Source organism: Comamonas sp. BIGb0124, from assembly GCF_003752175.1.
Taxonomy (GTDB): Bacteria; Pseudomonadota; Gammaproteobacteria; order Burkholderiales; family Burkholderiaceae_C; genus Comamonas_F.
In genome coordinates this window covers 764,695-789,519 of record NZ_RJVF01000009.1, presented here as the reverse complement: position 1 = coordinate 789,519, position 24,825 = coordinate 764,695, and the positions used below count along the sequence as shown (strand labels likewise).

24 protein-coding genes are annotated in these 24,825 nt (G+C 61.5%); 20 read left to right on the top strand and 4 right to left on the bottom strand.

Annotated elements, in window-relative coordinates; genetic code table 11:
• Positions 1-97: 97 nt before the first annotated feature.
• The 8 genes from EC845_RS09755 (at position 98) to EC845_RS09720 (ending at position 7,966) form a co-directional block, all read left to right on the top strand.
• The gene (locus EC845_RS09755) at positions 98-1,303 is read left to right on the top strand and encodes an ABC transporter substrate-binding protein (RefSeq protein ID WP_123297630.1); all 1,206 of its coding nucleotides are present in this window, start codon (positions 98-100) and stop codon (positions 1,301-1,303) included.
• Positions 1,300-2,169 carry a branched-chain amino acid ABC transporter permease gene (locus tag EC845_RS09750; RefSeq protein ID WP_123297628.1) on the top strand — a complete coding sequence of 290 codons (870 nt, stop codon included), beginning with the start codon at positions 1,300-1,302 and terminating at the stop codon, positions 2,167-2,169. Before EC845_RS09755 ends, EC845_RS09750 begins: the two co-directional genes overlap by 4 nt.
• Entirely contained in the window at positions 2,166-3,119 is a 954-nt protein-coding gene (locus EC845_RS09745) for a branched-chain amino acid ABC transporter permease (protein WP_123297626.1), read from the top strand. The genes EC845_RS09750 and EC845_RS09745 overlap by 4 nt, the downstream gene beginning before the upstream one ends.
• On the top strand, positions 3,116-3,877 hold the full coding sequence (locus EC845_RS09740; RefSeq protein WP_123297624.1) for an ABC transporter ATP-binding protein: 762 nt from the start codon (positions 3,116-3,118) through the stop codon (positions 3,875-3,877). The genes EC845_RS09745 and EC845_RS09740 overlap by 4 nt, the downstream gene beginning before the upstream one ends.
• Positions 3,864-4,559 carry an ABC transporter ATP-binding protein gene (locus EC845_RS09735; protein ID WP_123297622.1) on the top strand — a complete coding sequence of 232 codons (696 nt, stop codon included), beginning with the start codon at positions 3,864-3,866 and terminating at the stop codon, positions 4,557-4,559. The genes EC845_RS09740 and EC845_RS09735 overlap by 14 nt, the downstream gene beginning before the upstream one ends.
• 63 nt (positions 4,560-4,622) lie before the next feature.
• Positions 4,623-5,465, top strand: coding sequence for a creatininase family protein (locus EC845_RS09730; protein ID WP_123297620.1), 843 nt, complete (start codon positions 4,623-4,625; stop codon positions 5,463-5,465).
• Positions 5,466-5,482: 17 nt separating this feature from the next.
• Positions 5,483-6,658 carry a 4-hydroxybenzoate 3-monooxygenase gene (locus tag EC845_RS09725; protein WP_123297618.1) on the top strand — a complete coding sequence of 392 codons (1,176 nt, stop codon included), beginning with the start codon at positions 5,483-5,485 and terminating at the stop codon, positions 6,656-6,658.
• Between the two features lie 54 nt (positions 6,659-6,712).
• Positions 6,713-7,966 (top strand): LysR family transcriptional regulator, encoded by a 1,254-nt coding sequence (locus EC845_RS09720; RefSeq protein ID WP_123297616.1) that lies wholly within the window; start codon positions 6,713-6,715, stop codon positions 7,964-7,966.
• Between the two features lie 84 nt (positions 7,967-8,050).
• Here the strand turns inward: EC845_RS09720 and EC845_RS09715 are convergent, their stop codons facing one another.
• Positions 8,051-8,734 carry a GntR family transcriptional regulator gene (locus tag EC845_RS09715; protein ID WP_123297614.1) on the bottom strand — a complete coding sequence of 228 codons (684 nt, stop codon included), beginning with the start codon at positions 8,732-8,734 and terminating at the stop codon, positions 8,051-8,053.
• A 231-nt stretch (positions 8,735-8,965) separates the two neighbouring features.
• Here EC845_RS09715 and EC845_RS09710 point away from each other — a divergent pair, with 231 nt between their 5' ends.
• From EC845_RS09710 to EC845_RS09670, 9 genes are all read left to right on the top strand, one after another.
• Complete coding sequence (locus EC845_RS09710) at positions 8,966-9,370, top strand: RidA family protein (protein ID WP_123297612.1); 405 nt, start codon at positions 8,966-8,968, stop codon at positions 9,368-9,370.
• Positions 9,371-9,407: 37 nt separating this feature from the next.
• Positions 9,408-10,607, top strand: coding sequence for a 4-hydroxybenzoate 3-monooxygenase (locus EC845_RS09705; RefSeq protein WP_123297610.1), 1,200 nt, complete (start codon positions 9,408-9,410; stop codon positions 10,605-10,607).
• 46 nt (positions 10,608-10,653) lie between these two features.
• Positions 10,654-11,223 (top strand): 3-hydroxybutyryl-CoA dehydratase, encoded by a 570-nt coding sequence (locus tag EC845_RS09700; protein WP_123297608.1) that lies wholly within the window; start codon positions 10,654-10,656, stop codon positions 11,221-11,223.
• A gap of 13 nt (positions 11,224-11,236) precedes the next feature.
• Positions 11,237-12,061: a sulfite exporter TauE/SafE family protein gene (locus EC845_RS09695; protein ID WP_123297607.1), complete on the top strand. Its 825-nt coding sequence runs from the start codon at positions 11,237-11,239 to the stop codon at positions 12,059-12,061.
• A 97-nt stretch (positions 12,062-12,158) separates the two neighbouring features.
• On the top strand, positions 12,159-13,346 hold the full coding sequence (locus tag EC845_RS09690; RefSeq protein WP_123298052.1) for an ABC transporter substrate-binding protein: 1,188 nt from the start codon (positions 12,159-12,161) through the stop codon (positions 13,344-13,346).
• A gap of 60 nt (positions 13,347-13,406) precedes the next feature.
• Positions 13,407-14,270 carry a branched-chain amino acid ABC transporter permease gene (locus EC845_RS09685; protein ID WP_123297605.1) on the top strand — a complete coding sequence of 288 codons (864 nt, stop codon included), beginning with the start codon at positions 13,407-13,409 and terminating at the stop codon, positions 14,268-14,270.
• Entirely contained in the window at positions 14,267-15,226 is a 960-nt protein-coding gene (locus EC845_RS09680; protein WP_123297603.1) for a branched-chain amino acid ABC transporter permease, read from the top strand. The genes EC845_RS09685 and EC845_RS09680 overlap by 4 nt, the downstream gene beginning before the upstream one ends.
• Positions 15,227-15,234: 8 nt before the next feature.
• Positions 15,235-16,029 carry an ABC transporter ATP-binding protein gene (locus tag EC845_RS09675; RefSeq protein WP_199739761.1) on the top strand — a complete coding sequence of 265 codons (795 nt, stop codon included), beginning with the start codon at positions 15,235-15,237 and terminating at the stop codon, positions 16,027-16,029.
• A complete protein-coding gene (locus tag EC845_RS09670; protein WP_123297599.1) occupies positions 16,022-16,756 on the top strand; it encodes an ABC transporter ATP-binding protein in 735 nt (244 codons plus the stop codon). Before EC845_RS09675 ends, EC845_RS09670 begins: the two co-directional genes overlap by 8 nt.
• 200 nt (positions 16,757-16,956) lie before the next feature.
• Here EC845_RS09670 and EC845_RS22145 read toward each other — a convergent pair whose 3' ends face one another.
• From EC845_RS22145 to EC845_RS09655, 3 genes are all read right to left on the bottom strand, one after another.
• Positions 16,957-18,408 (bottom strand): PIN-like domain-containing protein, encoded by a 1,452-nt coding sequence (locus EC845_RS22145; RefSeq protein ID WP_148077277.1) that lies wholly within the window; start codon positions 18,406-18,408, stop codon positions 16,957-16,959.
• A 390-nt stretch (positions 18,409-18,798) separates the two neighbouring features.
• Positions 18,799-19,836: a phage portal protein gene (locus EC845_RS09660; RefSeq protein WP_370451294.1), complete on the bottom strand. Its 1,038-nt coding sequence runs from the start codon at positions 19,834-19,836 to the stop codon at positions 18,799-18,801.
• 2 nt (positions 19,837-19,838) lie between these two features.
• Complete coding sequence (locus EC845_RS09655; RefSeq protein ID WP_123297593.1) at positions 19,839-21,716, bottom strand: terminase large subunit domain-containing protein; 1,878 nt, start codon at positions 21,714-21,716, stop codon at positions 19,839-19,841.
• Between the two features lie 169 nt (positions 21,717-21,885).
• Between EC845_RS09655 and EC845_RS09650 the strand changes: the two genes are divergently transcribed.
• From EC845_RS09650 to gpM, 3 genes are read left to right on the top strand one after another with little or no spacing between them, the layout of a single operon-like run.
• Positions 21,886-22,716: a GPO family capsid scaffolding protein gene (locus EC845_RS09650; protein WP_123297591.1), complete on the top strand. Its 831-nt coding sequence runs from the start codon at positions 21,886-21,888 to the stop codon at positions 22,714-22,716.
• A gap of 54 nt (positions 22,717-22,770) precedes the next feature.
• Positions 22,771-23,784, top strand: a complete 1,014-nt coding sequence (locus EC845_RS09645; RefSeq protein ID WP_123297589.1) for a phage major capsid protein, P2 family — start codon at positions 22,771-22,773, stop codon at positions 23,782-23,784.
• A 59-nt stretch (positions 23,785-23,843) separates the two neighbouring features.
• Complete coding sequence (gene gpM / locus EC845_RS09640) at positions 23,844-24,812, top strand: phage terminase small subunit (protein ID WP_123297587.1); 969 nt, start codon at positions 23,844-23,846, stop codon at positions 24,810-24,812.
• Positions 24,813-24,825: the final 13 nt, after the last annotated feature.

The following is a 24,825-nucleotide window of genomic DNA, read 5'->3' as shown; positions in this document are numbered from 1 at the left end:
TTTTTTTCAGCCTTCTCTTTCTCGCGTTTTCTGCCTTTTGTCATTTCACCCTGCTCGCGGTTGTGCCGCAGCGCACTTTCGACCTTGAGGAAAGATCATGAACACTCAGCGAACCGGCAAACTTGCCCTGCATCGGCGAGCCCTTCTGGCCTCGTCGGTAATCGCCCTGGCGGCTTGGGTTTCCGCCACCATCCCGGCCCATGCGGCCGACAAGCTTGTCGTCGGCACCATCCTGCCTCTGTCAGGCGCTTTCGCGGATCAGGGCAGTCACTATGAAACCGGCATGCGGCTCTATCAACAGGTTCATGGCTCGCAAGTCGCCGGTCGCGACATACAGATCGTCACGCGCGACGACCAGGGCCCCGGCTCCGGCGACCTGGCACGTCGCCTGACCCAGGAGCTGATTGCGCGCGACAAGGCAGAGATCATTGCGGGCTACAGCTTCACACCCAACGCCATGGTCGCGGCCAACGTGCTGAGTCAGGCCAAGACACCAGGCATCGTCATCAATGCGATGACTTCGGTCATCACCGAAAAATCGCCCTACTTCACCCGGGTGTCGGCCACCATGCCCATGGTCACCTACACGCTGGGCAAGTGGGCCACTGAAAACGGCATCAAGTCGGCCTACCTGATCGTTTCCGACTACGCACCCGGCATCGATGCCGAGACATGGTTCATCAATGGCTTCGAAGCAGGCGGAGGCAAGATCCTGGGCAAGGATCGAACGCCCCTGACTGCCATGGAATACGGCCCCTACCTGCAGCGCGCGATCGAGGCCAAGCCCGACGCCGTCTTTGCGTTCAACCCAGGTGGCGACGTCTCCATTGCCTTCATGAAGCAGGCCGGCGTGCGTCTCGACGGCACGGGCATCAAGCTGATGGTTACGGGAGATGTGGTCGACGACAACCTGCTCGGTGCGATGGGCACGGCGGTCAAGGACGTCATCTCCGCATGGCATTACCAGGCCGACCTCGACAACGCAGCCAACCAGGCCTTCATCCAGGCTTTCAAGGCCAAATACGGCGCAAAGGCTGTCCCCAGCTACCGCGTGGTCCAGGGCTACGACGCCATGGAGATGATCTACCGCACTCTGGAGAAGACGAAGGGGAAAACCGGGGACGCCTTCATGGAAGCGGTCAAGGGCAGCGAGTTCTCCAGTCCGCGGGGCACCTTCAGCATCGATCCGCAGACCCGTGACATCATCGAGAACATCTACATCCGCCGCGGTGTACTGGCCGCTGGCGCCGCGATGAACAAACGCATTGCGACCATCCAGGCCGTCAAGGATCCTTCGAAATGAACTGGACGGGTCTGCTGACCGTGCTGATCGATGGCGTCACCTACGGCATGCTGTTTTTTCTCTTTTCGATCGGCTTGTCCATCACGCTTGGCTTGATGCGATTCATCAATCTCGCACACGGCGCCTTTGCGATGATGGGCGGCTATCTCGTGGTGCTGCTGGTGGGCAGCCTGGGCATGCCTTTCCTGCTGGCATTGCCCTTGTGCTTTGCACTCACGGGGGTTTTCGGGGCGGTGCTTGAACGCTTGCTCATCCAGCATGTCTACGCCAAATCGGAACTCCAGCATGTGCTGTTCTCGATCGGCCTCGCCTTCGCCGCCGGGGCCATCGCCAACATCCTGTTCGGCCCGCAACAGCAACCGATCCCCCTGCCGGACTGGGCCGAGGCCAAGGTCGTCCTGCTGGGGGCGACCACCACAGGCTACCGCATGTTCATCCTCGCCGCGGGCGCCGCGGCCCTGGCGCTGCTGATGGCACTGTTCCAACGCTCGCTGTTCGGTGCACGGGTACGTGCAGCAGTGGATCGCCGCAGAACGGCGGAAGGTATCGGCATCAACGTCGGTCGTCTGTTCGCGCTGACGTTCGGTCTGGGTGCGGCCTGTGCCGGACTCGGCGGTGGGCTGGCAGTTGGCCTGCTGGGGCTGGATCCGAGCTTCCCGCTGAAGTACTTGGTGATCGTCCTCATGATCGTGGCGATCGGCGGACCCGGCTCCATCCTGGGGTCGTTCCTGGCCGCCCTTTTCCTGGGTGTGGTGGACGCCGTCTTCAAGTACTACCTGCCGGTCGCGGGCAGCTTCGTCATCTACGCCCTGCTGGTGCTGACCATGGTATTCGTGCCGAAAGGCTTTATGGGGAGAAAGTCATGAGCCAAACCGTGGATATCCGTATCGCGTTGCCGGCGATCATCGCGCTGGCCATGGCCTGCTATCTGCTGTTTCCCGACTATCTGGGCTTGTTCAGTTCGATCCTGATCGTTGCGATCTTTGCACTGTCCTACGATTTGCTGCAAGGCTATGCGGGCATCGTCTCGCTGGGCCATGCCGTGTTTTTTGGACTGGGTGCCTACACGGTTGCCATTCTGGGCAGCCATGGCGTATCGCAACCGCTGCTCACGCTGCTGGCGGCAATGGCCGTCGGTGGCCTGGCCGCCGGCATCCTGGCCCCGATCGTCGTCATCGGCAACGACCTGACCCGCCTGCTCGTGACGCTGGGCATCGGTTTTCTGTTCCACGAGGCCGCCAACCAATTGCGCGGACTGACAGGGGGAGCGGACGGGCTGTCCTCTTTCGAGGTCGCCCCCGTTGCCGGCGTCTTCCCCTTCGATTTCTCGGGGCACACGGCATTCTTCTATACATTGACAGGCTTGGTGGCTGCGTATCTGTTCGTATGGCGGGTGACCACCTCGCCCTTCGGACTGGCACTGCGAGGGCTGCGCGAAAACACCTCTCGCATGCATGCGATCGGCGCGGCGGTCACCCGCCATCGGGCCATGGCCTATGTGCTGTCGGGCGGCATTGCAGGCATGTCCGGCGCGATGCTGGCCCAGACCAACAACTTTGCATCGCTCGACATGCTGGGCTTCGAGCGCTCCGCCGAAGTCATGATGATGACGGCCATCGGCGGAACCGGCAGCATTCCCGGCGTCATCTTCGGCAGCGCGCTCTTTGCGTGGATGAAGGATGCACTCTCGTCGCTGAGCCCGAAGTACTGGCAACTCGGCGTAGGGCTGGTGTTGATGGTGTCGGTCTTCGTGCTGCCCCAAGGCCTAGCAGGTGTTCCCGCCGCGATCAAGAAACTGTTTCGGAGGCGCGCATGAACCCCGCCATCAAGACCTCGGGCCTGACATTGAAATTCGGCAATTTCGTGGCGGTCGACAACGTCTCGCTGACCCTGCCCGTCGGGGCGCGGCACGCGATCATCGGCCCCAACGGGGCGGGCAAGACCTCGTTCGTGCACGCACTGACAGGCACCCTTGCGGCGACCAGCGGCTCGGTTGCAGTCAACGGCAAGGACGTCACGCCCCTTTCGCAGGCTCGGCGCGTGCGCCATGGATTGGCTCGGACCTTTCAGATCAACCAGCTTTTTTCGGGACTGACGGTTCTTGAGAATCTGCTGATGGCCCTGCAGGAGCGCGACGGTACATCGGCAGTCTTCTGGCGCTCGGTCGCTTCCCAGACCCGGGCAATCGACGAGGCGCATGAGCTGCTCGCGCTCGTGCAGCTCGGCAAGCATGCCCGCGACCGGGTGTCTTCTCTGCCGTACGGCCTGCGGCGCCTGGTCGAGATCGCCATTGCACTGGCCACCCGTCCGAGCGTGCTGATACTCGACGAGCCCGCAGCCGGCGTGCCCAGCACGCAAAGCGAATTGATCTTCGAGCGCATCCACGCATTGCCGCAGAACATGACTCTGCTGTTCATCGAACACGACATGAATCTGGTCTTCCGTTTCGCCGACCAGATCTCGGTCCTGGTCGCCGGCCGCTTGCTTACGCAAGGAAGTCCGGCCCAGATCAGCGCCGACGAACGGGTGCGCGAAGTCTATCTGGGACACAGGGGGCACCATGCCGCTGCTTGAAATCAGGAACCTCACCACAGGCTACGGCGATGCCGTGGTCATCGAAGACCTGTCGCTCGCCCTGGACGAGAACCAGGGGCTGGCAGTACTGGGGCGCAACGGTGTGGGCAAGACCACGCTGATGCTCAGCATCATGGGCCACGCGAAGCACATGGCGGGGGCGATTTTCTGGAACGGCCAGGATATCTCGGCCACGCCCGCCTACCTGCGTTCCCAGTTGGGGCTCGGGTGGGTCCCTCAGGAACGAGACATCTTTCCATCGCTGACGGTCGAGGAAAACCTCCGCGTCGCGGCTAGACCGGGTCCTTATGGGCTGGACAAGGTGTATCGCGTCTTCCCGCGCCTCCAGGAGCGGCGGCGCAACATGGGCGACAAGCTCTCGGGGGGCGAGCAGCAGATGCTTGCCATCGGCCGAGCCCTGATGACGAATCCCCGGCTGCTGCTGCTCGACGAGCCGTTCGAAGGACTGGCGCCGGTGATCGTGCAAGAGCTCGAGGCCACCCTAGACCATCTTCGGCGCCACGAAGGCTTCGCCACCATCATCGTGGAACAGCGTGCAGAGGATGCCTTGCGCCTGAGCGACGAGGCCGCGGTGCTCGATCGCGGCAGGATCGTCGAACAGGGACCGGCGGGGCATCTGCTTCAGGATTTCGACAGGGTCAAGAAATGGATAGCCGTCTGACCGCGATGCCGGCCGAAGCTTCTGCCGGCCCCTTGTTCCCCATCACATTCATTCGATTCCATCATGAACATTGCGACTGCATCCAGCCCCGGTGACTGCGTCCTGAAAGACACCCTGGCAGAAATGACCTATCTCGAAGTCGAGGCCGCGATTTCCAGAGGGGCCATCGGCCTGTGGGGGCTCGGTGTCATCGAGCAGCACGGCCCCCATCTGCCGACGGCCACCGATGTCTACATTCCCAGCGTTCGCTTGCGCGAGGTGAAACGACTGCTGGCGCAGCAGGGTATCGAGGCCTTGATCATTCCCCCCTTCTATTGGGGCGTGAACCACGTCTCGTCGAGTTTTCCCGCCACGATCAAGGTCCGACCCCGGGTCATGGTCGATCTGATGACGGACGTGATCAAGAGCTTGGCCGACGACGGATTGCGGCATCTCTTTTGTCTATCGGGCCACAACGACCGGGCCCACAACGAAACGATCTTTCAGGCGGTCTGCCGAGGCTCTGCCGAGAGCAGCCTGCAGGCAGCGTTCGTCGCAGAAGACGTCATGATCGGTCGCCTGGGTGTGGAGCCCGGCCACCCCCATGCCCTCGCCTTCAGCGTGCCAAGCAACGCAGTGCCCTCGCCCTTTCTGGACATCCATGCCGGTGACTGGGAAACCTCGGTCATGCTGGCATTCAACCCCGAGGTCGTCCGGCACGAGGCGCTGCATGACCTGGCGCCAACCAACCTCGTTATCGCCGACCTCCAAGAATGGCGCAAAGGCCACGACGATGCCCGGCGGGTGACACCGCTCGGGTATTTCGGCGACCCGGCTGCAGCGACTGCCGAGCACGGCCGAGCCTGGATCCTCAGAGAAGCCGAATCCATCTGCCAGGTCATTGCAAGACGTGTGCAAGACGCATAGTCAACAAGGAGTACCCCATGAAAACACAAGTAGGCATCATCGGCGCCGGTCCTGCCGGACTGTTCCTCTCGCATCTGCTCAATCAGCACGGCATCGAGTCCGTCATCCTGGAGGCACGCAGCCGCGCCTACGCCGAAGGCCGGGTGCGCGCAGGCGTGCTGGAAGCCGGCACCATCAACACTCTCAACAACCTGGGTCTGGGCGATCGGATGAACCGCGAAGGATTGGTGGACAACGGTCTGGACATGCGTTTTCGCGGCCGCACCATCCATCTCGACCTGCCGGGCCTGACGGGCCGCTCGGTGAAGATCTACGGACAGCAGGAAGTGGTCAAGGACCTCATCGCAGCACGCCTGGAAAGCGGCGACCCTTTGATTTTCGATGCCGAAGTCATTCGCCTCGAAGGCCTCGACAGCGACGCACCCCGCATTCACTACCGCCATGAAGGTATCGAAAAAACACTGGACTGCCTGTTCGTCGCCGGTTGCGACGGTTTCCACGGCATCGCCAGGGCAGCGGTTCCCGAGGGCCTGATCCAGACCTACACGCGCGAATACGATTTCGCCTGGCTCGGCGTCCTGGCTCATGCGGCCCCCATGGCCGATATGACCTACACCAACCACGACCGGGGTTTTGCGCTGTGCAGCCGCCGCTCCATGAGCATCTCGAGGCTTTATCTGCAGGTTCCCCTCTCCGACACGCAGGAGGACTGGTCGGATTCCAGATTCTGGGACGAGCTCCATACACGCATGTTCGACGGCAACGGGCAGGAAATCCAGGAAGGGAAGATTTTTCAGCGCGACATCGCACGGCTGCGCTCGTACATTGCCCAGCCCATGCAGTACGGCAACCTGTTCCTGGCGGGCGACGCGGTGCATATCGTCCCGCCTGCCGGCGCCAAGGGGCTGAACATGGCCGTGGCTGATGTACGGGTTCTGTGCCGGTCGATGGCGGCGTTCTTCTCGACGGGCTCGCGGGCCGGGCTCGACCGCTACAGCGCGGAGTGCGAACAGCGTATCTGGAAAACCATTCGTTTTTCCGTTCACCTGACCGGACTGCTGCACCGCTTCAACGAGCACACGCCTTTCGAGCGAGGCACCCAACTGGCCGAGCTCGAGCACATCGCCAGCTCCGAATCGGCGCAGCGCATGATTGCCGAGCAATATGTGAACCTGTCCGACGTCGCGGACTGACAGGTGCCAGCACGATCGGCAGGCGCTGCTGTGGGGGATGTATATTTCCCCGGCATGATCAACCCAAGGAACCTGCGTGCCTTCGTCATGGTCGCCCGCACGGGGAGCGTCGTGCGGTCGGCCACGGCCATCCATCGCGTGCAATCGGCCATCACCCGGTCGATCAAGGAGCTCGAAGGGGAACTCGGCGTTCAGCTATTCGAACGGCGGCCGTACGGCATGCTGCTCACGGAGTCCGGCAAGGTCCTGCTCTTGCGTGCCGAAAACATCTTCGCAGAGATGGATACGGCCCGGGCTGGACTCGAGACGACTTGCGGACCCTTGCGCCTCAACACGAACGCGCCCATTTTTTCACTGGGCATCGGTCGTCAGCGACTGCTGGTTTTCGTCGAGCTCATGAAGCAATGCCATATGGGCGCGGTCGCGGACATCTTCGGCATCTCGCAGCCGGCAGTCAGCCAGGCGCTGCGCGAGGTGGAGCAAAGCATCGGCATTCGCCTGGTCGCCCGCACGCCATCGGGCATTCTGCCCAACGACAGCGGCAACCTGCTGGCAACCCATCTGAGGCGCGCGCTTGCAGAAATGTCGAAGGCCGAGGAAGAGATCGTTTCGTTGCAACAGGGCATCACCGGGCATGTGGCCGTGGGCACGCTGTCGCTGGGCCGCATCAGGCTCCTGCCTCAGGCCATCATCCACATCACTCAAGCCCATCCCAAGATCACGGTGTCGACCATAGAGGGCAGTTTCGAACACCTGGCCTTGCTGCTGCGAGCCTCTGAGATCGACTTCATGCTCGGAGGCCTGCGTCCACCCGAGCACATGGCCGGCCTGACTGCGCAGGCAGTCACGTCGTCGCACATCTCTCTGATCGCACGGACCGGTCATCCCTACAGCCATCTCGGACACGGCGAAGGCTGGGACCTGCTGTCACAGGCGTCCTGGATCCTGCCGCAGCGCGGCACATGGACACGCTCGTCTCTGGAAGCGAGCTTTGCCGCCAAGCAACTGCCGGCACCCGGCGTGGTCGTGGAGACGGCGGATATCACCATTACCAAGGGGCTGCTGTTGAGCAGCGACATGATCACGGCGGCCTCCCCTCACCTTTTCCAGCATGAGATCGAAATGGGCGAGTTGATTGTCCTGAATCCGAGCCTGCCGTCCCAGCTCCGCGCCATCGGCATTGTGCAGCGAGAGGGAAACAAGCCCACGGTCGCAGCGCAACTGCTGATGGATACCATCGCGGAAATCCAGACGACGGGGCCGGCGCAGGCCCCGGTACGTCCTCAACCGTCGGCGCAATTGCCGTAGCACGCCGGGTGCCTTTCGTGCACATCGTGTTTCGTCATGCTGTTGCAACCCGGCCGGGCCACGGCACACCCCGGCAGCGCCCGCTCACTGTCCCGTCAGAGCCGCCAGGACATTGTGGCCCGTCCGTTCGATGTGGGTGCGCATCAGGCTGCATGCGAGTTCTGCATCGTGGTCCAGAGACGCTTCGACGATCCTCGCGTGCTCGTCGGCAACAGCCCGATCGAGCGGATTGCCCTCCAGGAACAATCGACGATAACGATCGTTCAGGTCGTGCAACGTGGAGCAGAACTGAAGCAGCAACGGCATCTTGCAGGCAGAGATCAGCTTCTGGTGCAGCTCGCGATGTGCCGCCTCCCACTCCTGCAGACGGGCCGGCGTGGGTTCGCCTTTGTGCAACTTCATCAGGCGATAGTGCGCAGCCACGACTTCGCTCTCCCACTGATCGTTGCCGTTGCCGATGGATTCGCGCAGAGCAAAACATTCGAGCTCGAGACGCAGGCGCGTGACCTCAAGCAGATTGGTTCGCGACACCGGTGCGACACGGTAGCCGCGCTGGTCCTCCATGACCACGAATCCTTCCACGCTGAGACGTGAAAGTGCCTCTCGCAAAGGACTCAAGCTCACACCGAACGACGCGCGCAGGTCGTCGAGCCTCAGCTTTTCACCGGGCGCAATGCTGCCGCTCGTGATCTGTTGCTTGAGCCTGTTGGCCAGGCTGCTGGCCAGCGTCTGACCGGCCGATTCGGGCTTGATCGTGGGTACATCCATAGAGTCTCCAGAAAATCGATTTTTATGTTGACAACGATTTTATCACTTCGTAAACTAAAAAAATCGATTTTACATAGAACATCGATTTAGACTTTTCCGATTGCCGACTGCTGGGGGAAAAGTCGACGCCCCTCACACCACGCTTGAAGACTCCTCACAAAAAGGGGGCAGAAGATGGCGCGGACCTTGCGTGGGCTACTCATGTTCCGTGTCCATTGTTGAAAGGTATTCATGCCCAAGGTTCTTGTTCAGAGCAGCCAAGCCCCGGTCACCGGTTTCACCACTCAGGGCGTGCCATCGCCACTGGCGCAAGCCATCCGTGCAGGCGATCTCTTGTTCGTCTCTGGCCAGGGCCCGCTCGATCCGCAGACCAAGGAAGTCGTGTCCGACGACATCCGCGAACAGACCTTGCGCACCTTGAACAACCTCAAGGCCGTGCTGGAAGCCGGCGGTGCGTCGACGGCCCAGATCGTCAACATGCGCGTGTGTCTGCGCGACGTGGCCGACTTTCCCGAATTCAACGAGGTGTTCAAGGAATTCATGAACGGCGAAAAGACGACTCGAACCTGCACCGGCGGCACGCCGCACCGCAAGGGCGTGCGTGTCGAGATCGACTGCGTCGCCTACCTGGGCTGACGGCTCGGACGCGAACTCACACGAAAAGGGAAAGAGCATGAAGTACACGACGCAAGTCGCCATCATCGGAGCCGGACCGGCCGGGCTTCTGCTGGGGCGGCTCCTGCACCTCTCGGGCATCGAGGCGGTGATCCTCGAGGCCAAGGACCGTGCCTATGCCGAAAATCGTCTGCGCGCAGGGCTGCTGGAACAGCCCACGGTGGACTTGCTCGCAGCGGCGGGAGTCGATGCACGCCTGCGCCGGGAAGGCCAGTTTCACGCGGGCTTCGAATTGCGCTTCGGTGGAAAGAACCTCCGCATCGACATGGCCGAACTGACGGGTGGCAGCAAGACCATCCTGTATCCGCAGGCCGAGGTCGTGAAGGACTTGCTGGCCGCGCGCGATGCCAGCGGGGACGCGATCTTCTTTGACGTGTCCGATGTTCGTCTGGAACAACTGGCTGCCGACGAGCGACCGGTGGTGCGCTTCGGCACACCCGACGGCGAAGCGCACGAGCTGCATGCCCAGTTCATTGCCGGCTGCGACGGTTTCCACGGCGTCAGCCGGCAGGCCATGCCGAAAGATCTGCTGAAGACGTACAGCCGCGAGTATCCCTTTGCGTGGTTCGGCATCCTGGCGGACGCCCCGCCGGTGACACGCGAACTGATCTACGCGCACCACGAGAACGGCTTTGCCATGCACAGCCTCCGCAACGAACGGACCAGCCGCCTGTACCTTCAGGTCGCACCGGACGAGCAGATCGAGAACTGGACCGACGAAGCCATCTGGGCCGAGCTGCAGACGCGACTGTCGCTCGATGGTGCGCTGCCTCTCAACGAAGGCCCCATCATCCACAAGAGCATCACCCCGATGCGCTCGTTCGTGGCCGAGCCCCTGCAATACGGCAACCTCTTCCTGGCCGGCGACGCCGCGCACATCGTGCCGCCCACGGCAGCAAAGGGGTTGAACCTGGCTGCCGCCGATGTCAGTGCGTTGTCCGACGGCCTGATCACGTACTTCAAGCACAACGACCGATCGGTTCTCGATGCCTATTCCACGGTGGCATTGCGTCGCATCTGGCGGGCACAGGAATTCTCCCGCTCGATGACCGAACTCCTGCACTACGTGCCCGGACAGCGATTCGATGCCCGGCTGCAGCGGGCACGCCTCGAGGGTCTCGTGGCTTCCCGGGCCGCGCTGACCACCTTCTGCGAGAACTACACGGGGCTTCCGTTCGCCGGGCGCATCCATCACTGACTCGATGCCGACCGGCAACGGCCTCCTACGTTCGACGAGAAACATCATGGCAACAAACGAAGCCTTCATTCCGAATCTTCCGGTCATCGACCTGGAGTCCGTCTGCCAGGAGCTGGCCGACAGCGGTCGGCGCGTGAAAGTCCTCTGGCAGCACCCGGGCTCGCTGGCCTTTGTGGCGCGCGGGCGTGAGTACCGCAGCGAATTCCATGTCAATGCGAGCGACGAAGTCACGTACATGATCAAGGGCACCATGCACCTGCACTACCGGACGCAGGACGGCGAGGAACATGTGGCGGTGATTCCCCAGGGAAGCTCGAACTGGATGCCTCCCAACACCGAGCACTCGCCGCGTTTTCCGCCGGATGCATTCGCGCTCATCATCGAGCGGCACCGCACCGAGGGCGAGATCGATCGCTTCCGCTGGTACTGCCCCTCCTGCAAGGCCTTCCTGCACGAGGAACAGGCCAATGTGTCCGACTACTCGGTCGATCCGGTGGGCCGGGCCTATCGCAATTTCTTCTACAACGAAGATCACCGGACTTGCAAGGCCTGCGGCCATGTCATGCCCAATGCGATGGCCGAGTCCGAGGCCAATCGTCTCGGCGCCCAAGCCTGATCCACCGAAACGTATGGGCGATCTTCCTTTTTTCCTGATGATCCTGTTGCTGGGGTTCGGGCTGGTCAGCGGATTTCTTGCAGGGCTGCTCGGTGTCGGCGGAGGGCTGATGCTGGTTCCCGCGCTGGTCTTCGTGTTGGGGCACCAAGGCGTGTCGGGCGACCTGGCCATCAAGATGGCGGTCGCCGCATCCATGGCGACGATCGTGCTCACCTCGTTGTCGAGCGTGTGGTCGCACCATAGGCGGGGCGCGATTCGCTGGGATCTCGTGCGCCGCATCGCACCCGGCATCATCGCCGGCGGCATGCTCGCAGGCGCCGGCGCCTTCTCGATCCTGAAGGGCCAGACGCTGGGCCTGGTCTTTGCGGGTTTTGTCGGTTTTTCCTCGTATCGCCTGTTCCGCGCCAAGCGCCCCTCCACATCGCAGCCCGTCCCGCAAGGGGTCGTCGAGCTTGCGGCGGCAGGTGGCGCCATCGGATTCATCTCGGCGCTCGTCGGGGCCGGCGGCGGTTTCCTGTCGGTGCCCTACATGAGTCGCCGCGGTGTTCCTCTGCACGCAGCCGTTGCGACCAGTGCCGCACTCGGCCTGCCCATTGCGCTCGCGAGCGTGACCGGCTACATCGCCAGCGGCTGGTCGCTGCCACAGGCTCTGCCCGGCAGCTGGGGCTACTTCTACCTGCCGGCCATCGGCTTGATCGCGGCCGGCAGCATCACCACGGCGCCCTGGGGTGCAAAGGTCGCACACGGTCTGGACGTCACCCGGCTGCGGCGAATTTTTTCCCTGATGCTCGCCCTCCTCGCGGTCTACATGCTTCAGAAAAGTCTCTTGCAAGCTTGATTTCCAGAAGGCCGCTCCGCTCGAACCGGGCGCTGCGCACGATCCACGTTTTTACATTTCGTCCGGCTTGCCGGCTAATCTTAAAGAGGGGTGAATGATGATGATGAAGAAACGAACGCTGCTGGCTGCCACGGCCCTGGGCCTGTTTGGCGTTCTGGCCTCGGCTCACGCGGCCGACGGACCGCTCCGTATCGGCATGATCGCCACCTATTCCGGCCCGTACGCCGACTACGGCCGGCAGTTCGATGCAGGCGTTGCCCTGTACCTGAAAGAGCACGGCGGCAAGATCGCCGGCCGTTCGGTCGAGATCGTGCGCAAGGACACCGGGGGCGCGGCGCCCGATGCCGCCAAGCGGTTTGCGCAGGAACTGGTGGTGCGCGACAAGGTGAGCTTCATCACAGGTCTCGACTTCAGCCCCAACGCCTACGCCATTGCACCCATCGTCACGCAGGCCAAGATTCCGACGCTCGTGATGAATGCCTCCTCTTCGGCCATCACGACCAGTTCGCCCTACATCGCCCGCCTGTCGTTCACGGTCCAGCAGACATCGGCTCCGCTGGCACAGTGGATGATCAAGCAGGGCATCAAGGAGGCCTACACGGTGGTGGCCGACTATGCATCGGGAACCGATGCCGACACGGCATTCAGCCAGGCCTTCGAGGCCGCCGGAGGCAAGGTCGTCGGGCGCTTGCGCACGCCGATGAACAACCCCGATTTCTCGGCCTATGTGCAGCGGATCAAGGACGCCAAACCGCAGTCGGTGTTCTTTTTCTTTCCCTCCGGCGTCATGCCGCCCGCTTTCCTCAAGGTCTGGAAAGAGCGCGGCATGGACGAAGCGGGCATCAAGCTGTTCGGGCCTGGCGAGGCCACCGATGACAGCTACCTCGAAGCCACGGGCGACGTCGCCTTGGGTCTGATCACCAGCCACCACTACTCGTACGCGCATGCCTCGGCCAAGAACCAGAAGTTCATCAAAGACTTCGAATCCGACTTCGGCACCTCGATGCGGCCGAGCTACTTCGCCATCACGGCCTACGACGCCATGGCCGCCATCGAGCTGGCCCTCGCCAAGACAAAAGGCGATGTCGGCGGCGACAAAGTGATGGAGGCGCTCAAGGGCCTGCAATTCGAGAGCCCCCGTGGCCCGATCGAGATCGATGCCGTCACGCGCGACGTGGTTCAGACCGTCTACATCCGCAAGACGGAACGTGTCGGCGGCAAGCTCGTGAACGTCGAGTTCGACAAGTTCGAACGCGTCAAAGACCCGGCAAAAGAAGGCAAGTGAGCGGCTGGCCGCCGCTTCCTTGCCTGAATCCCTGCCACCACGACAGACACCGGAACACACATGGAAATCGTGCTCTTCGACGGAGTGGCCTACGGCATGCTCCTCTTCCTCATGGCCGTCGGGCTGTCGGTCACGTTGGGGCTGATGAACTTCGTCAATCTTGCGCATGGCTCGTTCGCGATGACCGGCGGCTACGCCGCGGCGCTTGCCATGAGCCAGCTGGGCTGGAACTTCTACGCATCCGTCTGCGGCGCCTTCGTCGCGGCTGCGCTGGCAGGGGCGGTGCTGGAGGTTCTGCTCTATCGAAGGCTGTACCGTGCGCACCCGCTCGACCAGGTCCTGATGTCGATCGGGCTGGTGTTTGTCTCGATCGCCGTGTTCACGTACTTCTTCGGCCCGACCATGCAACCCTTCGCTCTGCCACCCGAGCTCGCCGGACAGATCGCCCTGGGCGGCGGGCTGGAGATCGGGCGCTACAGGTTGTTGTTGATCGTGTGCGGAGCCTGCGTCTTCGGCGCACTCATGCTCGTTCTGAGCCGCACGCGCTACGGCGCGATGGTGCGGGCGGCGGTGGACAACCAGCGCGTGGCCGCCGGTACCGGCATCCACGTCCAGCGTCTCTTCCTGCTGACGTTTGCGCTGGGCAGCGGGCTTGCGGGCCTGGGTGGCGCGTTGAGCCTGGGCATGCTGGGGCTCGAGCCCAGCTTTCCTCTCAAGTACATGGTGTATTTCCTCATCGTGGTGTGTGTCGGCGGGGCCGGCACGATCACGGGTCCGCTGGTCGCGGCGCTGCTGGTCGGCGTGGTCGACATGGCAGGCAAGTACTACTGGCCCGAGGCCGGCGCCTTCCTCATCTATGTCTTCATGATCGTCACGCTCATCGTCCGGCCCAACGGCCTGATTCCACGCAAAGGCCAAGCATGACCAAGCCTTCCCTTTCCCCTCGGACGCTGCAAGCCGCCGAAGTGGCTTTCTGGCTGGTCCTGGCCAGCGGCCTGTTCCTGCTGCCCGATCATCTGACGCTGCTGGGCCAGATTCTTGTCTTCGGCCTGTTCGCCGTCTCGCTCGACATCGCGCTGGGCTATGCCGGCATTCTGACGGTGGGCCATGCAGCCTTCTTCGGTGCAGGCGCCTATACCGCAGGCCTGCTGGCGAAGCACGGCTGGGGCGAACCCTTCTCGGGTCTGCTGCTGGCGGCGCTGGTGAGTCTGGCACTGGGCTACCTGCTCAGCGCCTTCGTCGTGCGCGGTGCAAATCTCACGCGGCTGATGATCACCATCGGCGTCTGCCTGCTGCTGACGGAGCTGGTCAACCGCCTGACGGGCATCACCGGCGGATCGGACGGCCTGCAGGGCATGGACGTATGGCCGGTCCTGGGCTTGTTTGAATTCGATCTCTTCGGCAAGACCGCTTTTGTCTACAGCCTCGTCATGGTGCTGGCTGCGTTTCTGCTGGTGAGGCTTGTCCTGCGTTCGCCTTTCGGGCTGGCGTTACGCGGCATCCACGACAGCCGCAAGCGCATGCTGGCCATCGGCTGTCCGGTCGATGCCCGATTGCGGCTCGCCTACGCGTTCTCGGCCGCCGTGGCGGGTTACAGCGGTGCCTTGCTCGCGCAGACCACACAGTTCGTGGGCATCGAATCGATCGGCTTCAATCGTTCCGCCGAGATCCTCATCATTCTGGTGTTGGGCGGAACGGGGCGCCTGTATGGCGGCCTGATCGGTGCCATCGTCTACATGTTCGTGCACGACTGGTTTGCCGACATGAACCCTCAATACTGGATGTTCTGGCTGGGCCTGTTCCTGATTGCCGTGGTTCTGCTGGGGCGCGGCGGCATCATGGGCATGCTGGCTCGCGCCTTCAAGATTCGGGGAGCGTGAGCATGGCCATGAACTTCACCCTCCAGGACACGGCCCTTCGTACGCGCGGGCTGGGTATCCGATTCGGCGCCTTCCAGGCGGTCAACGAGGTCAACCTGGATCTCGAGCCGGGCGCCAGGCAGGCCCTCATCGGTCCGAACGGTGCCGGCAAGACCACGCTGATCAATCTGCTCACGGGCGTTTACCGGCCCACGAGTGGAAGCATTCACCTCGGCGGGCACGACGTCACCGAACAGAGTGCCGATCGCCGCGCACGCGCCGGCATGGCCCGCACGTTCCAGATCAACACGCTGTTCCCCAGCCTGACCCCTTTGCTGTCGGTCGTGCTGGCGATCTGCGAACGCGACGGGCTCGGCGGGCAGTGGTGGAAGCCCCTGCAGTGGCATAAGCCCATCTACACCGAAGCCCACGCGCTGCTGGACAGGCTGCGGCTGTCTCCACTGGCTCATACGCCCGTCACCGAACTCGCCTATGGCAAACAACGGTTGCTGGAAATCGCATTGGCCCTGGCTGCCAAGCCTCGCATCCTGCTGCTCGACGAGCCGGCGGCCGGCATCCCTGCAGGCGAGAGCAGCGAGCTGTTCGAAGTCATTGCCGAGTTGCCCGCCGACATCAGCGTCCTGTTCATCGAACACGACATGAACCTGGTGTTCCGTTTTGCGCGGCGCATCTCCGTGCTGGTTGCCGGCGAGATCCTGACCGAGGGCACACCCAGGGAAATCTCGACCGATCCGCGCGTCAGGGATGTCTATCTGGGACACCGCACCAACAAGATGGCCCAGGGAGCTGCGACAGATGCCTGATTCACTCGTTTTCGACCGCGTCCGCGCGGGCTATGGCAACGCCGTCGTGCTCGACGACCTCAGCTTCACCCTCGGCGAAGGCCAGAGCCTCGCCATCCTGGGGCGCAACGGCGTCGGCAAGACGACCCTGCTCGAAACACTGATGGGCAACACACGCGTGAGGAGCGGCCACATTCACTGGCAAGGGCAAGACATCACGGCCATGCCCCCTCATCGGCGTGTGCGGGCCGGACTGGGATGGGTGCCGCAGGAACGTGAGGTCTTCCCCTCCCTGACCGTCGAGGAGAACCTGACCGTGGTCGCCAGCCCGGGCCGCTGGAGCCTGGACCGCGTTTACCGATTTTTCCCGAGACTGCGGGAGCGGCGCGGCAACTACGGCAACCAGTTGTCCGGCGGCGAGCAGCAGATGCTGGCAATCGGTCGTGCGCTCATGACCAACCCGCGGCTGCTGTTGCTGGACGAACCCATGGAGGGCCTCGCCCCCATCGTGGTCGATGAACTCGCGGCCGCCATCAAGGCCTTGTGCGACAGCGAAGGACTGGCTTCCATCGTGGTCGAGCAGCACCCGGTTCTGGCCCTTTCGATGACCCACACGGCCATCGTGCTCGAAAGGGGAACGGTGGTTTACCGCGGCAGCAGCGACGACCTCGCGCAAGATGAAAAACGACTCGAGAGCCTGCTCGGCATCGATGCAAGCCTGCACCTCGCGCCGGGTCACGAACTGTGACCGGGCGATGAGCCGGCATGAGGTGCGGCGGGCGATTCGGAGACTTGGGGCGCCGCTGGCTGGGGCCATTTGGCGGAAGCGGTGTAAGACACAAACTCTTTAGAAACAACACCTTACTTGAGGTTTCGATTAATTATGCCGTCAATTTAACCAACATCATCCACCCAAAAAAACCAACTGCGTCTATTTCAGAGGCAAATTTACATTGCCATCCGCTTAACCTCCGAGATCACATCATCTCCAATTCCGCCATATCTTACGAACATTCCTCTCTCTACGAACCCAAAAATAATACTTTTGCATCCATAAGAAACCATGACATCCTGCAGTCGCTCTATAAACCTATCCCCCTGGCGCCCATGCAATAGCGACATGAAATTTATCTTATCAAAAATCAATATCAAAACATAGCCTGAAAAAAAACCTGTCCGAATTCTATCTGCCGCATCGTTAAATGCAGACCTACAGATACTCAGAATATCCGACACATTTAATCGAAGCACAACTTTGAATTCAAATGCATACACACCATCAAACCTGCGCGCAAGAAATATTTCATCATTTTTCAAATCAACACCAATCGTACCAACCTCCATTTCGAGCCAATGCTTCATCATGAATGCCGAATGACTCTTAGTACGAATGAATTCATAATCATCATCTTCGATATCGCTGTAAAAATTTATTAGACTTTTATGAATACCGGCGTACCCACCCGAGTCAACCTCATCGACCGAAACTTGCGAAATTTCGCGAACAGCCTCACTTGAGACCCCCGCATGAAAATATTTATTTGCATGCTCAACAAACTGAAGAGAAGAATAAATCCAAAATAGCTCCACTCCACCACTGATACGCATTTCATTAATTAACTCTGGATGCGGCCCTATTGTTTTTCCAGACTCCCTTCTCCACCAATCTTCCTTTTTATCTTCAGTAACAAAGATCAGATGCTTTCTATCTCCAGAACGGACATGATCGATCATCTGCTTCCAAAGCAGCAAGTCTCCAAATTTACTTTTATATTTCAGTTGGCCATGAAGGAAATTCGCCTCTTTAGGATTTCTATCTTTTGCCGCGTCAAGAAAACCTGGTGGAATTAAATTTTCGAACCTCCCCTCACCTTCTTCAAAAACACCATCTAATACATCTTGACTCACAGGCCCATCACCGACCCCACCCTTATACAATTCATCCAGAGAATCTCTAATTGGATCCTCAGAAAAAGAATTTAACTGCTTGGCCAATATTTCATCAAATAATTTCGCAACCTGTTCTTCCATAGCAATAAGACCAGACTCTAACGAGCTTCCTTTTTCTTGCAGACCTCTTTTCTCCAACTCCAATCCCGCAATAATTCCTTTTAAATCCCCAAAATAGCCTACTGCTTTTTCCAGACCATTTTGTATTGATTTTCGCTCGGCATTGATTACTGTAATTCTGCGCCGCTGAAACTCCAATGCAACTTGATGCGGAATCCACAATCTATCTTTAAGTGTTGAGAGAACAGTTAGAAACTCATCCCGCGTTGAAGTGGGGAGCCTGTATAGATCCAAAAGCACATTGGTGTCGAGAACGATGAGTGCCTTGTCCCACAGTGTGCCGAATTGCTCACCTGTGGGCTGGTAGTAAGCGACAAAAAGATCTCTCATCAATGGTCCCTCCTGATCAACACATGGTACAGAAAATTTCGAAAATTCTCGTAATGGTTTGAGCTTGGTTGGAAGCAGGCTTGGCACTGGCATCTCGGGTGCAATCCGCACTCGACCATGTCGTAATTTGCGCCCCTTGAAGCGGGGAGGCGCGGCGGGGGCGATGTGGCGCGCCGCGAGGGCTGGAAGCACCCTTTTGGGGCCGAAAATGCCTCTTTTTTAGGCAGTTCAGCGGCTCGACCGAGGGGCGGCGGTGCCCCGGCAGGGTCGCAGCGGGGGTCAGGCGGACCGCAGGCGGGCCCGAGCTCATCAACTGAGGGGTAGCGAGGGCCAAAACAAAGGGCGCCTCTAGCGCCCTCTGGTGCGGTCAGCCGGTCACACCGGCCAGCGTCATGCGGGCTTGCCGTCGTCGAGCAGGTACGGGCCGAACCGCACCACCTCATCACCGGCCCACTCGTTCATCTGGCGGAACCGCCCCTGCAGCGGGAGAACCTCATTGCGGATGAACACCCGCAGCGCGTCGTTGGGATTGCCAAAGCCGCCAGTGCTGTTAGGAATGATCCCCAGCAGGCCGGGCGGCACGCGGTGCGCTGCCAGCACGTCTTCACGGCTGGCGCTCTTGATCGCGGTGAAATCGTCTTTGGCTGCAATCTCGCTCACCGGAATCAGCTTCAGCCCATCGGCCTTGCCATTGGGTGCGTGCACGAACAGGTTCCGGAAATTGCCCGGGCCTTTCGACCGGCGAAGCTGGTCACGCAGCGTGTCGACATCGCTCGCTCCCACTGCAGCATCGGAGAGGTACATGATGAAACCCGCGTGGCTGCCGTTGTCGTAGTAGCGGCGGCGGAACATGGTGGCCGACTTGTTGAGCAGCGCGGCCTGCAGCGCGCTCAGATACTCCGGCAGCCCGTAGACCTCCTGATTGATGTCGGCCTCGCGCAGGTGAAAGATGCTGCCCTGCGCGAACTCGTGCGCCTGTTGCCAGCCTTGCACGAAAAAATACCGCCCATCCTTGCCGCGCCGAGTGAATCGAGCCAGCGAATGCTGATAGCCCATCGGTCGGCCGGTGATGGCGCGCCGGTCTTCAGCGTAGCAGTTGCCGAACACCAGGAAGTCCAACACCATGGCCTCGAATGTCGCGTGCGTCAGCAGCGGGTGCGGCTCGAACATCGCCGCGAGAATGTTGCGCTTGAGATAAATGGCCGAGCTGTGGTGCGGAGAGGCCCGGAACGCGCTGGCCAGGCCATCTAGGGGCATGGGCGGCTCGTAAAACCGGCCGTTGAACGCTGTCTCGACATAGTCGAGCAGACTGGCACGGTCGACCACCTCGGGCTCGCCAAAGGTGAACATCTCGACGCCCTCGCTCGGGGCGATGGATGCCTGCACTGCTGTGGGCGCCGGCTGGGCCTGATGGGCGCGGTGGCGCATCTTCATTCGTAAATCTCCACGGAAGAATTGGAGCCGAGGACATCCCCGGCCAGTGTTTCGTTGTCGAGTGCGTGCATGACGGCCCAGGCGAGATCCGCGTGTCCCACGTCGTCACTGCGGCCAGCGTGGTAGGTCACGTGCCGCTGGCTGGGTGTCAGCACACGCTTGATGGCCATGAACGCTGCAGCCACGTCGGTGCAGTCGGCATCCATCTGCAGGCGGCCTTTGCTGATGACGTGTTTCGCCTTGAGAACCAGGCGTGACTTGATAGCCAGGTCGTACTGGTAGGCCCGGGCTTGGGGAAAGAACTTCAGCACGAGCTGATAGACGCCCTGCCCCATGCCTGTGGTGTCGATGCCCATGTAGGCCACGTTGTATTGCTTGGTGATCGACTCGATGTACTTGGCCTGGGCCTCGTAATCCGCGCCCCGGAACTGTTGGCGGTGCAGCAGTCGGAACTTGCCGCCCGGCACACGCGGGGGCGCAATGACCGCCAGTGCGGCCGAGTCGCCGGTGTGCGCCGGGTCGTAGCCCACCCAGACGGGTGCGTGGGCGAAGGGCCGCTGCGCGAGCGGCTTAAAGTCGTCGGCCCACTCGGTCCACGAGTCCACCATGCACGACTGCATGAGGGCCAGTGGAAACATCGACTGGCTGTCGTCGATGAACTCGCACATGAACAGGTTGGAAAACTCGTCGTCGGAGTACTCGCTGCGCAGCTCATCGATGTCGAACAGGTTGCAGCCCATGCGGACCGCATCCTCCACTGTCACGATGTGGCGGAAGCGGCGATCCGTGCAGCGAATGCCATCGGCCAGTGCGCGGTGACTGAGGTCGAGCTGTAGGTGCTTGGTCTTGTCGCGCCGCTTGTTGAGATCCTCGCCAGTCCAGAACGGATATGCCTCGTGCGACTTGGCCGACGGAGTCGAGAAATAGGTCTTTCGCCAGTGCTTGTGCGTGGCCATCGCGCTGGCCACCTTGTTCAACTCCTTGAAGCCGCCGGCCCAGAAAAACTCGTCGAAATAGAAGTCGCCGCTGCGGCCCTGCGCGGTCTTCGCATTGGTACCGAGGAAGTGCAGCTCAGCGTTGTTCCACAGCACGATGGGATCGCCGCCGAGGTCGACGTCAACCTCCCGCGCGAAGGCGATCATGTAGTTCTTGAACTGGTGGGCCTGGGCCTTCGAAGCCGACAGGAAAATCTGGTTGCGGCCTTCGGTGACGGCACGCACCAAAGCCTCGCGCGCAAAGTAGTAGGTCGCGCCGATCTGCCGCGATTTGAGCAGGATGCGCGTGCGCTCCTTCTGGGCTTCGAACCACCGATTGCCATAGGCGAAATTGCCCTCATGGAACAGCTCGACCAGGCGCTCAATCTGGGCCTCGCTGAACTGGTTGCGCTTGGGCCGTTTCTTCGGCCCGGCGTTGCGAGCGGCGATAGCCGGATTGAGGTCGCCTTCCTTGCCGGTTTCCTTGTATTTCTCGACCCGCGCCGTGCGTTCGAGCTGCCGGCCCAGCAGGTCGATTTCTTTGAAGTCACCGCCGGTCTTGGTGTCCTTCATGATCAACTGGACCATGCGGAATTCGAGCGCTCCGTTCACGCGCTCCAGCGGCGTGAACTTGTCCCAGTTCTCAGCGTCTTTCCAGCCGTAAACCGTCGTGGGCGGCAGACCCAATTTTTCGGCAATGAGCTTGATTCGCCACCCTTGCCAGTACAGAAATCGTGCGGCAGTCCGGGGTTGCGCTTCAGGCGTCAGCGTGGCAATCTGAGCGCCCGCTGCCGGCGGTTCTTCGACGGCACACACGAGCCCCTCGTCCTCCCACGGGGCAACGGGCTCTCTCTTGGATACAGGGGCAACGCTGCCCCCTGCGGCTTTCTTTCTTGGCATGCCGCCAAGGTTGCCGACGCCTCCCCCTTATCGCCAGCACTCGCATCCGTGCCCGTCACCGCCACACAGTGCGCGGCTTGAGCGCGCGCGGGGCCCGGATCAACATGGGAACACACGCACCAACCACCCTTTGCGTCCCTGTTAACCCCCCAGCGAGGCACATCCACTCATGGCCAAGAAATCCCAGTTTTTCCGCGTCGCCGTCGAAGGCGCAACCAGCGACGGCCGCACCATCGAGCGCGTCTGGTTGACTCAGATCGCCAAGCACTACGACCCCAAGAAATACGGTGCGCGCGTCAACATGGAACACATCCGCGGCTTCAGCCCGAGTGGCGATTTCAAGGCTTACGGCGATGTGCTGGCGGTGAAGACCGAAGAGGTCGAAATCAGCGGCACCAAAAAGCTGGCCCTGCTGGCTCAGATCGAACCCACCGACGAACTCGTCGAGCTGGTCAAGAAGAAACAGAAGCTCTACACATCTATCGAAGTTCGCCCGAGTTTCGCGGACTCGAACGAGGCGTATCTCACCGGTCTGGCCGTGACGGACAACCCGGCCAGCCTGGGCACCGAGATGCTGGCTTTCGCGGCCACGCAAGCGGTCAACCCGTTTGCCGCACGCAAGACCAACGAAGGCGACCTATTCGCCGCTGCAGAAGAAGTCGTCTTCGAATTCTCCGACGATGAAGTTGCAGCCAACGGCATGGCCGCTCGGTTCAAGTCGGCGCTGGACGGTGCAGTCGCCTTGTTCACCGGCAAGTCGACGACCGACGACTCGCGCTTTTCTGCCGTGGCCGATGCCCTGAAACAGGTGGGCACGCATTTCGCGACACACGTCACTGCCGCTGAAAAGCATCAAGCCGAAAACGACCGGGCCATTGCCGATCTGCGCAACGAATTCAAAGCGCTCAAGACGCAGCACGACAAGTACGACAGCACGCCGAACTACACGCAGCGCCCCCCGGCAACTGGCGGCGAGGCCGCTGCACAGACCGACTTCTAAGCCGGCCGCATTCGCGCCGAGCCATCTATCCGAACCACAGCAGGAAATCCGATCATGAAGACCGAAAGCCGCCGAATCTACAACGCGTATCTGGGCCGCGTGGCCAGCCTCAACGCCGTTGGGAGCACCGACGTGGACAAGACGTTCAACGTCGTGCCCAGCGTGCAGCAGAAGCTCGAAAACAAAATGCAGGAGTCGAGCGACTTCCTCAAGCGCATCAACCTCGTGCCCGTCGACGAGAAGTCCGGCGCAAAGCTGGGCCTCGGTCTCTCCGGCCCGAGTGCCGGCCGCACCAACACCGCGAACAAGGAACGTCAGACGCGCGACCTCACGACCTTGAGCGAGATCGGTTACCAGTGCGTCCAGACCAACTATGACACCCACCTGGGTTACGAAAAAATCGACGCCTGGGCCAAGTTCCCCGATTTCCAAAACCGCGTGGCCATGCAACTGGTCATCCGCCAGGCGCTCGACCGCATCTGCATCGGGTTCAATGGACTCAGTGCTGCGGCCGATACGGACATCGCTGCCAATCCGCTGCTGCAGGACGTGAACAAGGGCTGGCTGCAGCACCTGCGCGAAGATGCGCCCGGTCGTGTTCTCGCCTCGGGCGATGTCGAGGCAGGCAAGGTCGTGATCGGTGTGGGTGGCGACTACAAGAACATCGACGCGGCGGTGTTCGACGCCATCCAGTTGCTGGATCCCTGGCATCGCCAGAACCCCAACCTCGTGGCCATCCTGGGCAGTGCATTGATGCACGACAAGTACTTCCCTCTGGTCAACGTGACCCAGGCCCCGTCCGAGACGCTGGCTTCGCAAGTGGTGATCAGCCAGAAGCGTGTGGGCGGGCTGCAGGCTGTGACAGTGCCGTTCTTCCCCGCCAATGCCGTGCTGGTCACGACGTTCGACAACCTGTCGGTCTACTGGCAGTCCGGCGCACGCCGCCGTCACATCATCGAGAACCCCCGCCGCAACCGGGTGGAGAACTTCGAGTCCAGCAACGACGCCTTCGTGCTCGAGGACAACGGTCTGGCCGCGCTGGTCGAAAACATCGAGATTGCCGAGTAACCGCCGCATCCCGGTCGCCACGCGGCCGGGCCCATCGGTCCAACCTATCCCGCACGACCATGCCTTTATCCCCTGCTCAGCGTCACTACGCCCGCGTCATGGCCGAACAGGCCCAAGCGGCCTCGCCCTTCGGAAAACAAGTTCAAGGCGACGCCTACCAGCTCATGCTGGCCAAGTTGGCTTTTGACCAACGTCGCCTCAAAGAAATTCAAGGCATCTTGCTCAAGGCCAGCGTGAAAGCGGAGATCCTGCCGGACTACTTCGACTGGATCACGAGTGCTGTGCAGAAGGGCAACGGGGCCGAAGACAAGGTCGTGACCACCACCATGGTGTGGGCCGTCGACGCAGGAGCCTATGCGCTGGCCCTGGAAATGGCAACCTACGTACTGCAGTACAAGCTGCGCCTGCCGGACCGCTATGAACGCAGTACAGCGACCACGGTCATCGAAGAATTTGCGGACGCCTATCTCAATGGCCGCTGGACGCCGCTGAAGGTCGGGAAGTCGGAAACGGGCCAGCCGGCCCTGGTACCCGATCCGGATTGCCCGGCCGTGCAGATCCTGCAGGGCGTGCAGGCGATCACGGCAGCCGAAGATGCGCATGACCAGCCGCGCGCCAAGTTGCACAAGGCCATCGCGTATGCGCTGCTGGGCAAGGTGCAGACCGCCGAGTCGCCGGATCTCGAAGTCCTGCCGGCCACCGTGCTCAATCAGGCGTTGGCACTGCTGCAGTCGGCGCTGAGCTACGACGCACAGTCCGGCGTGAAGAAAGACATCGAGCGCATCGAGCGCAAGCTCGCCGCCGCCAGTGCCGGCAAGGTCACGCTGCCCGACGCCGACGCCCCGCCGGCTGTTACAGCGGCAGAAGCAGCGGCGCCCGTTGCCGACACAGCCGCGGCTGCTGCTGAGCCCACACCCAAGCCGGATGTGGTCAACAACAAAACGGCTGCCAAAAAGACGGCAACCGCCACCCCCAAAGCCGCTACTGCGCGCGCGAAGCCGGGCCGCAAACCCGCTGCCGCGAAGTAGCCCAACCGAGCAC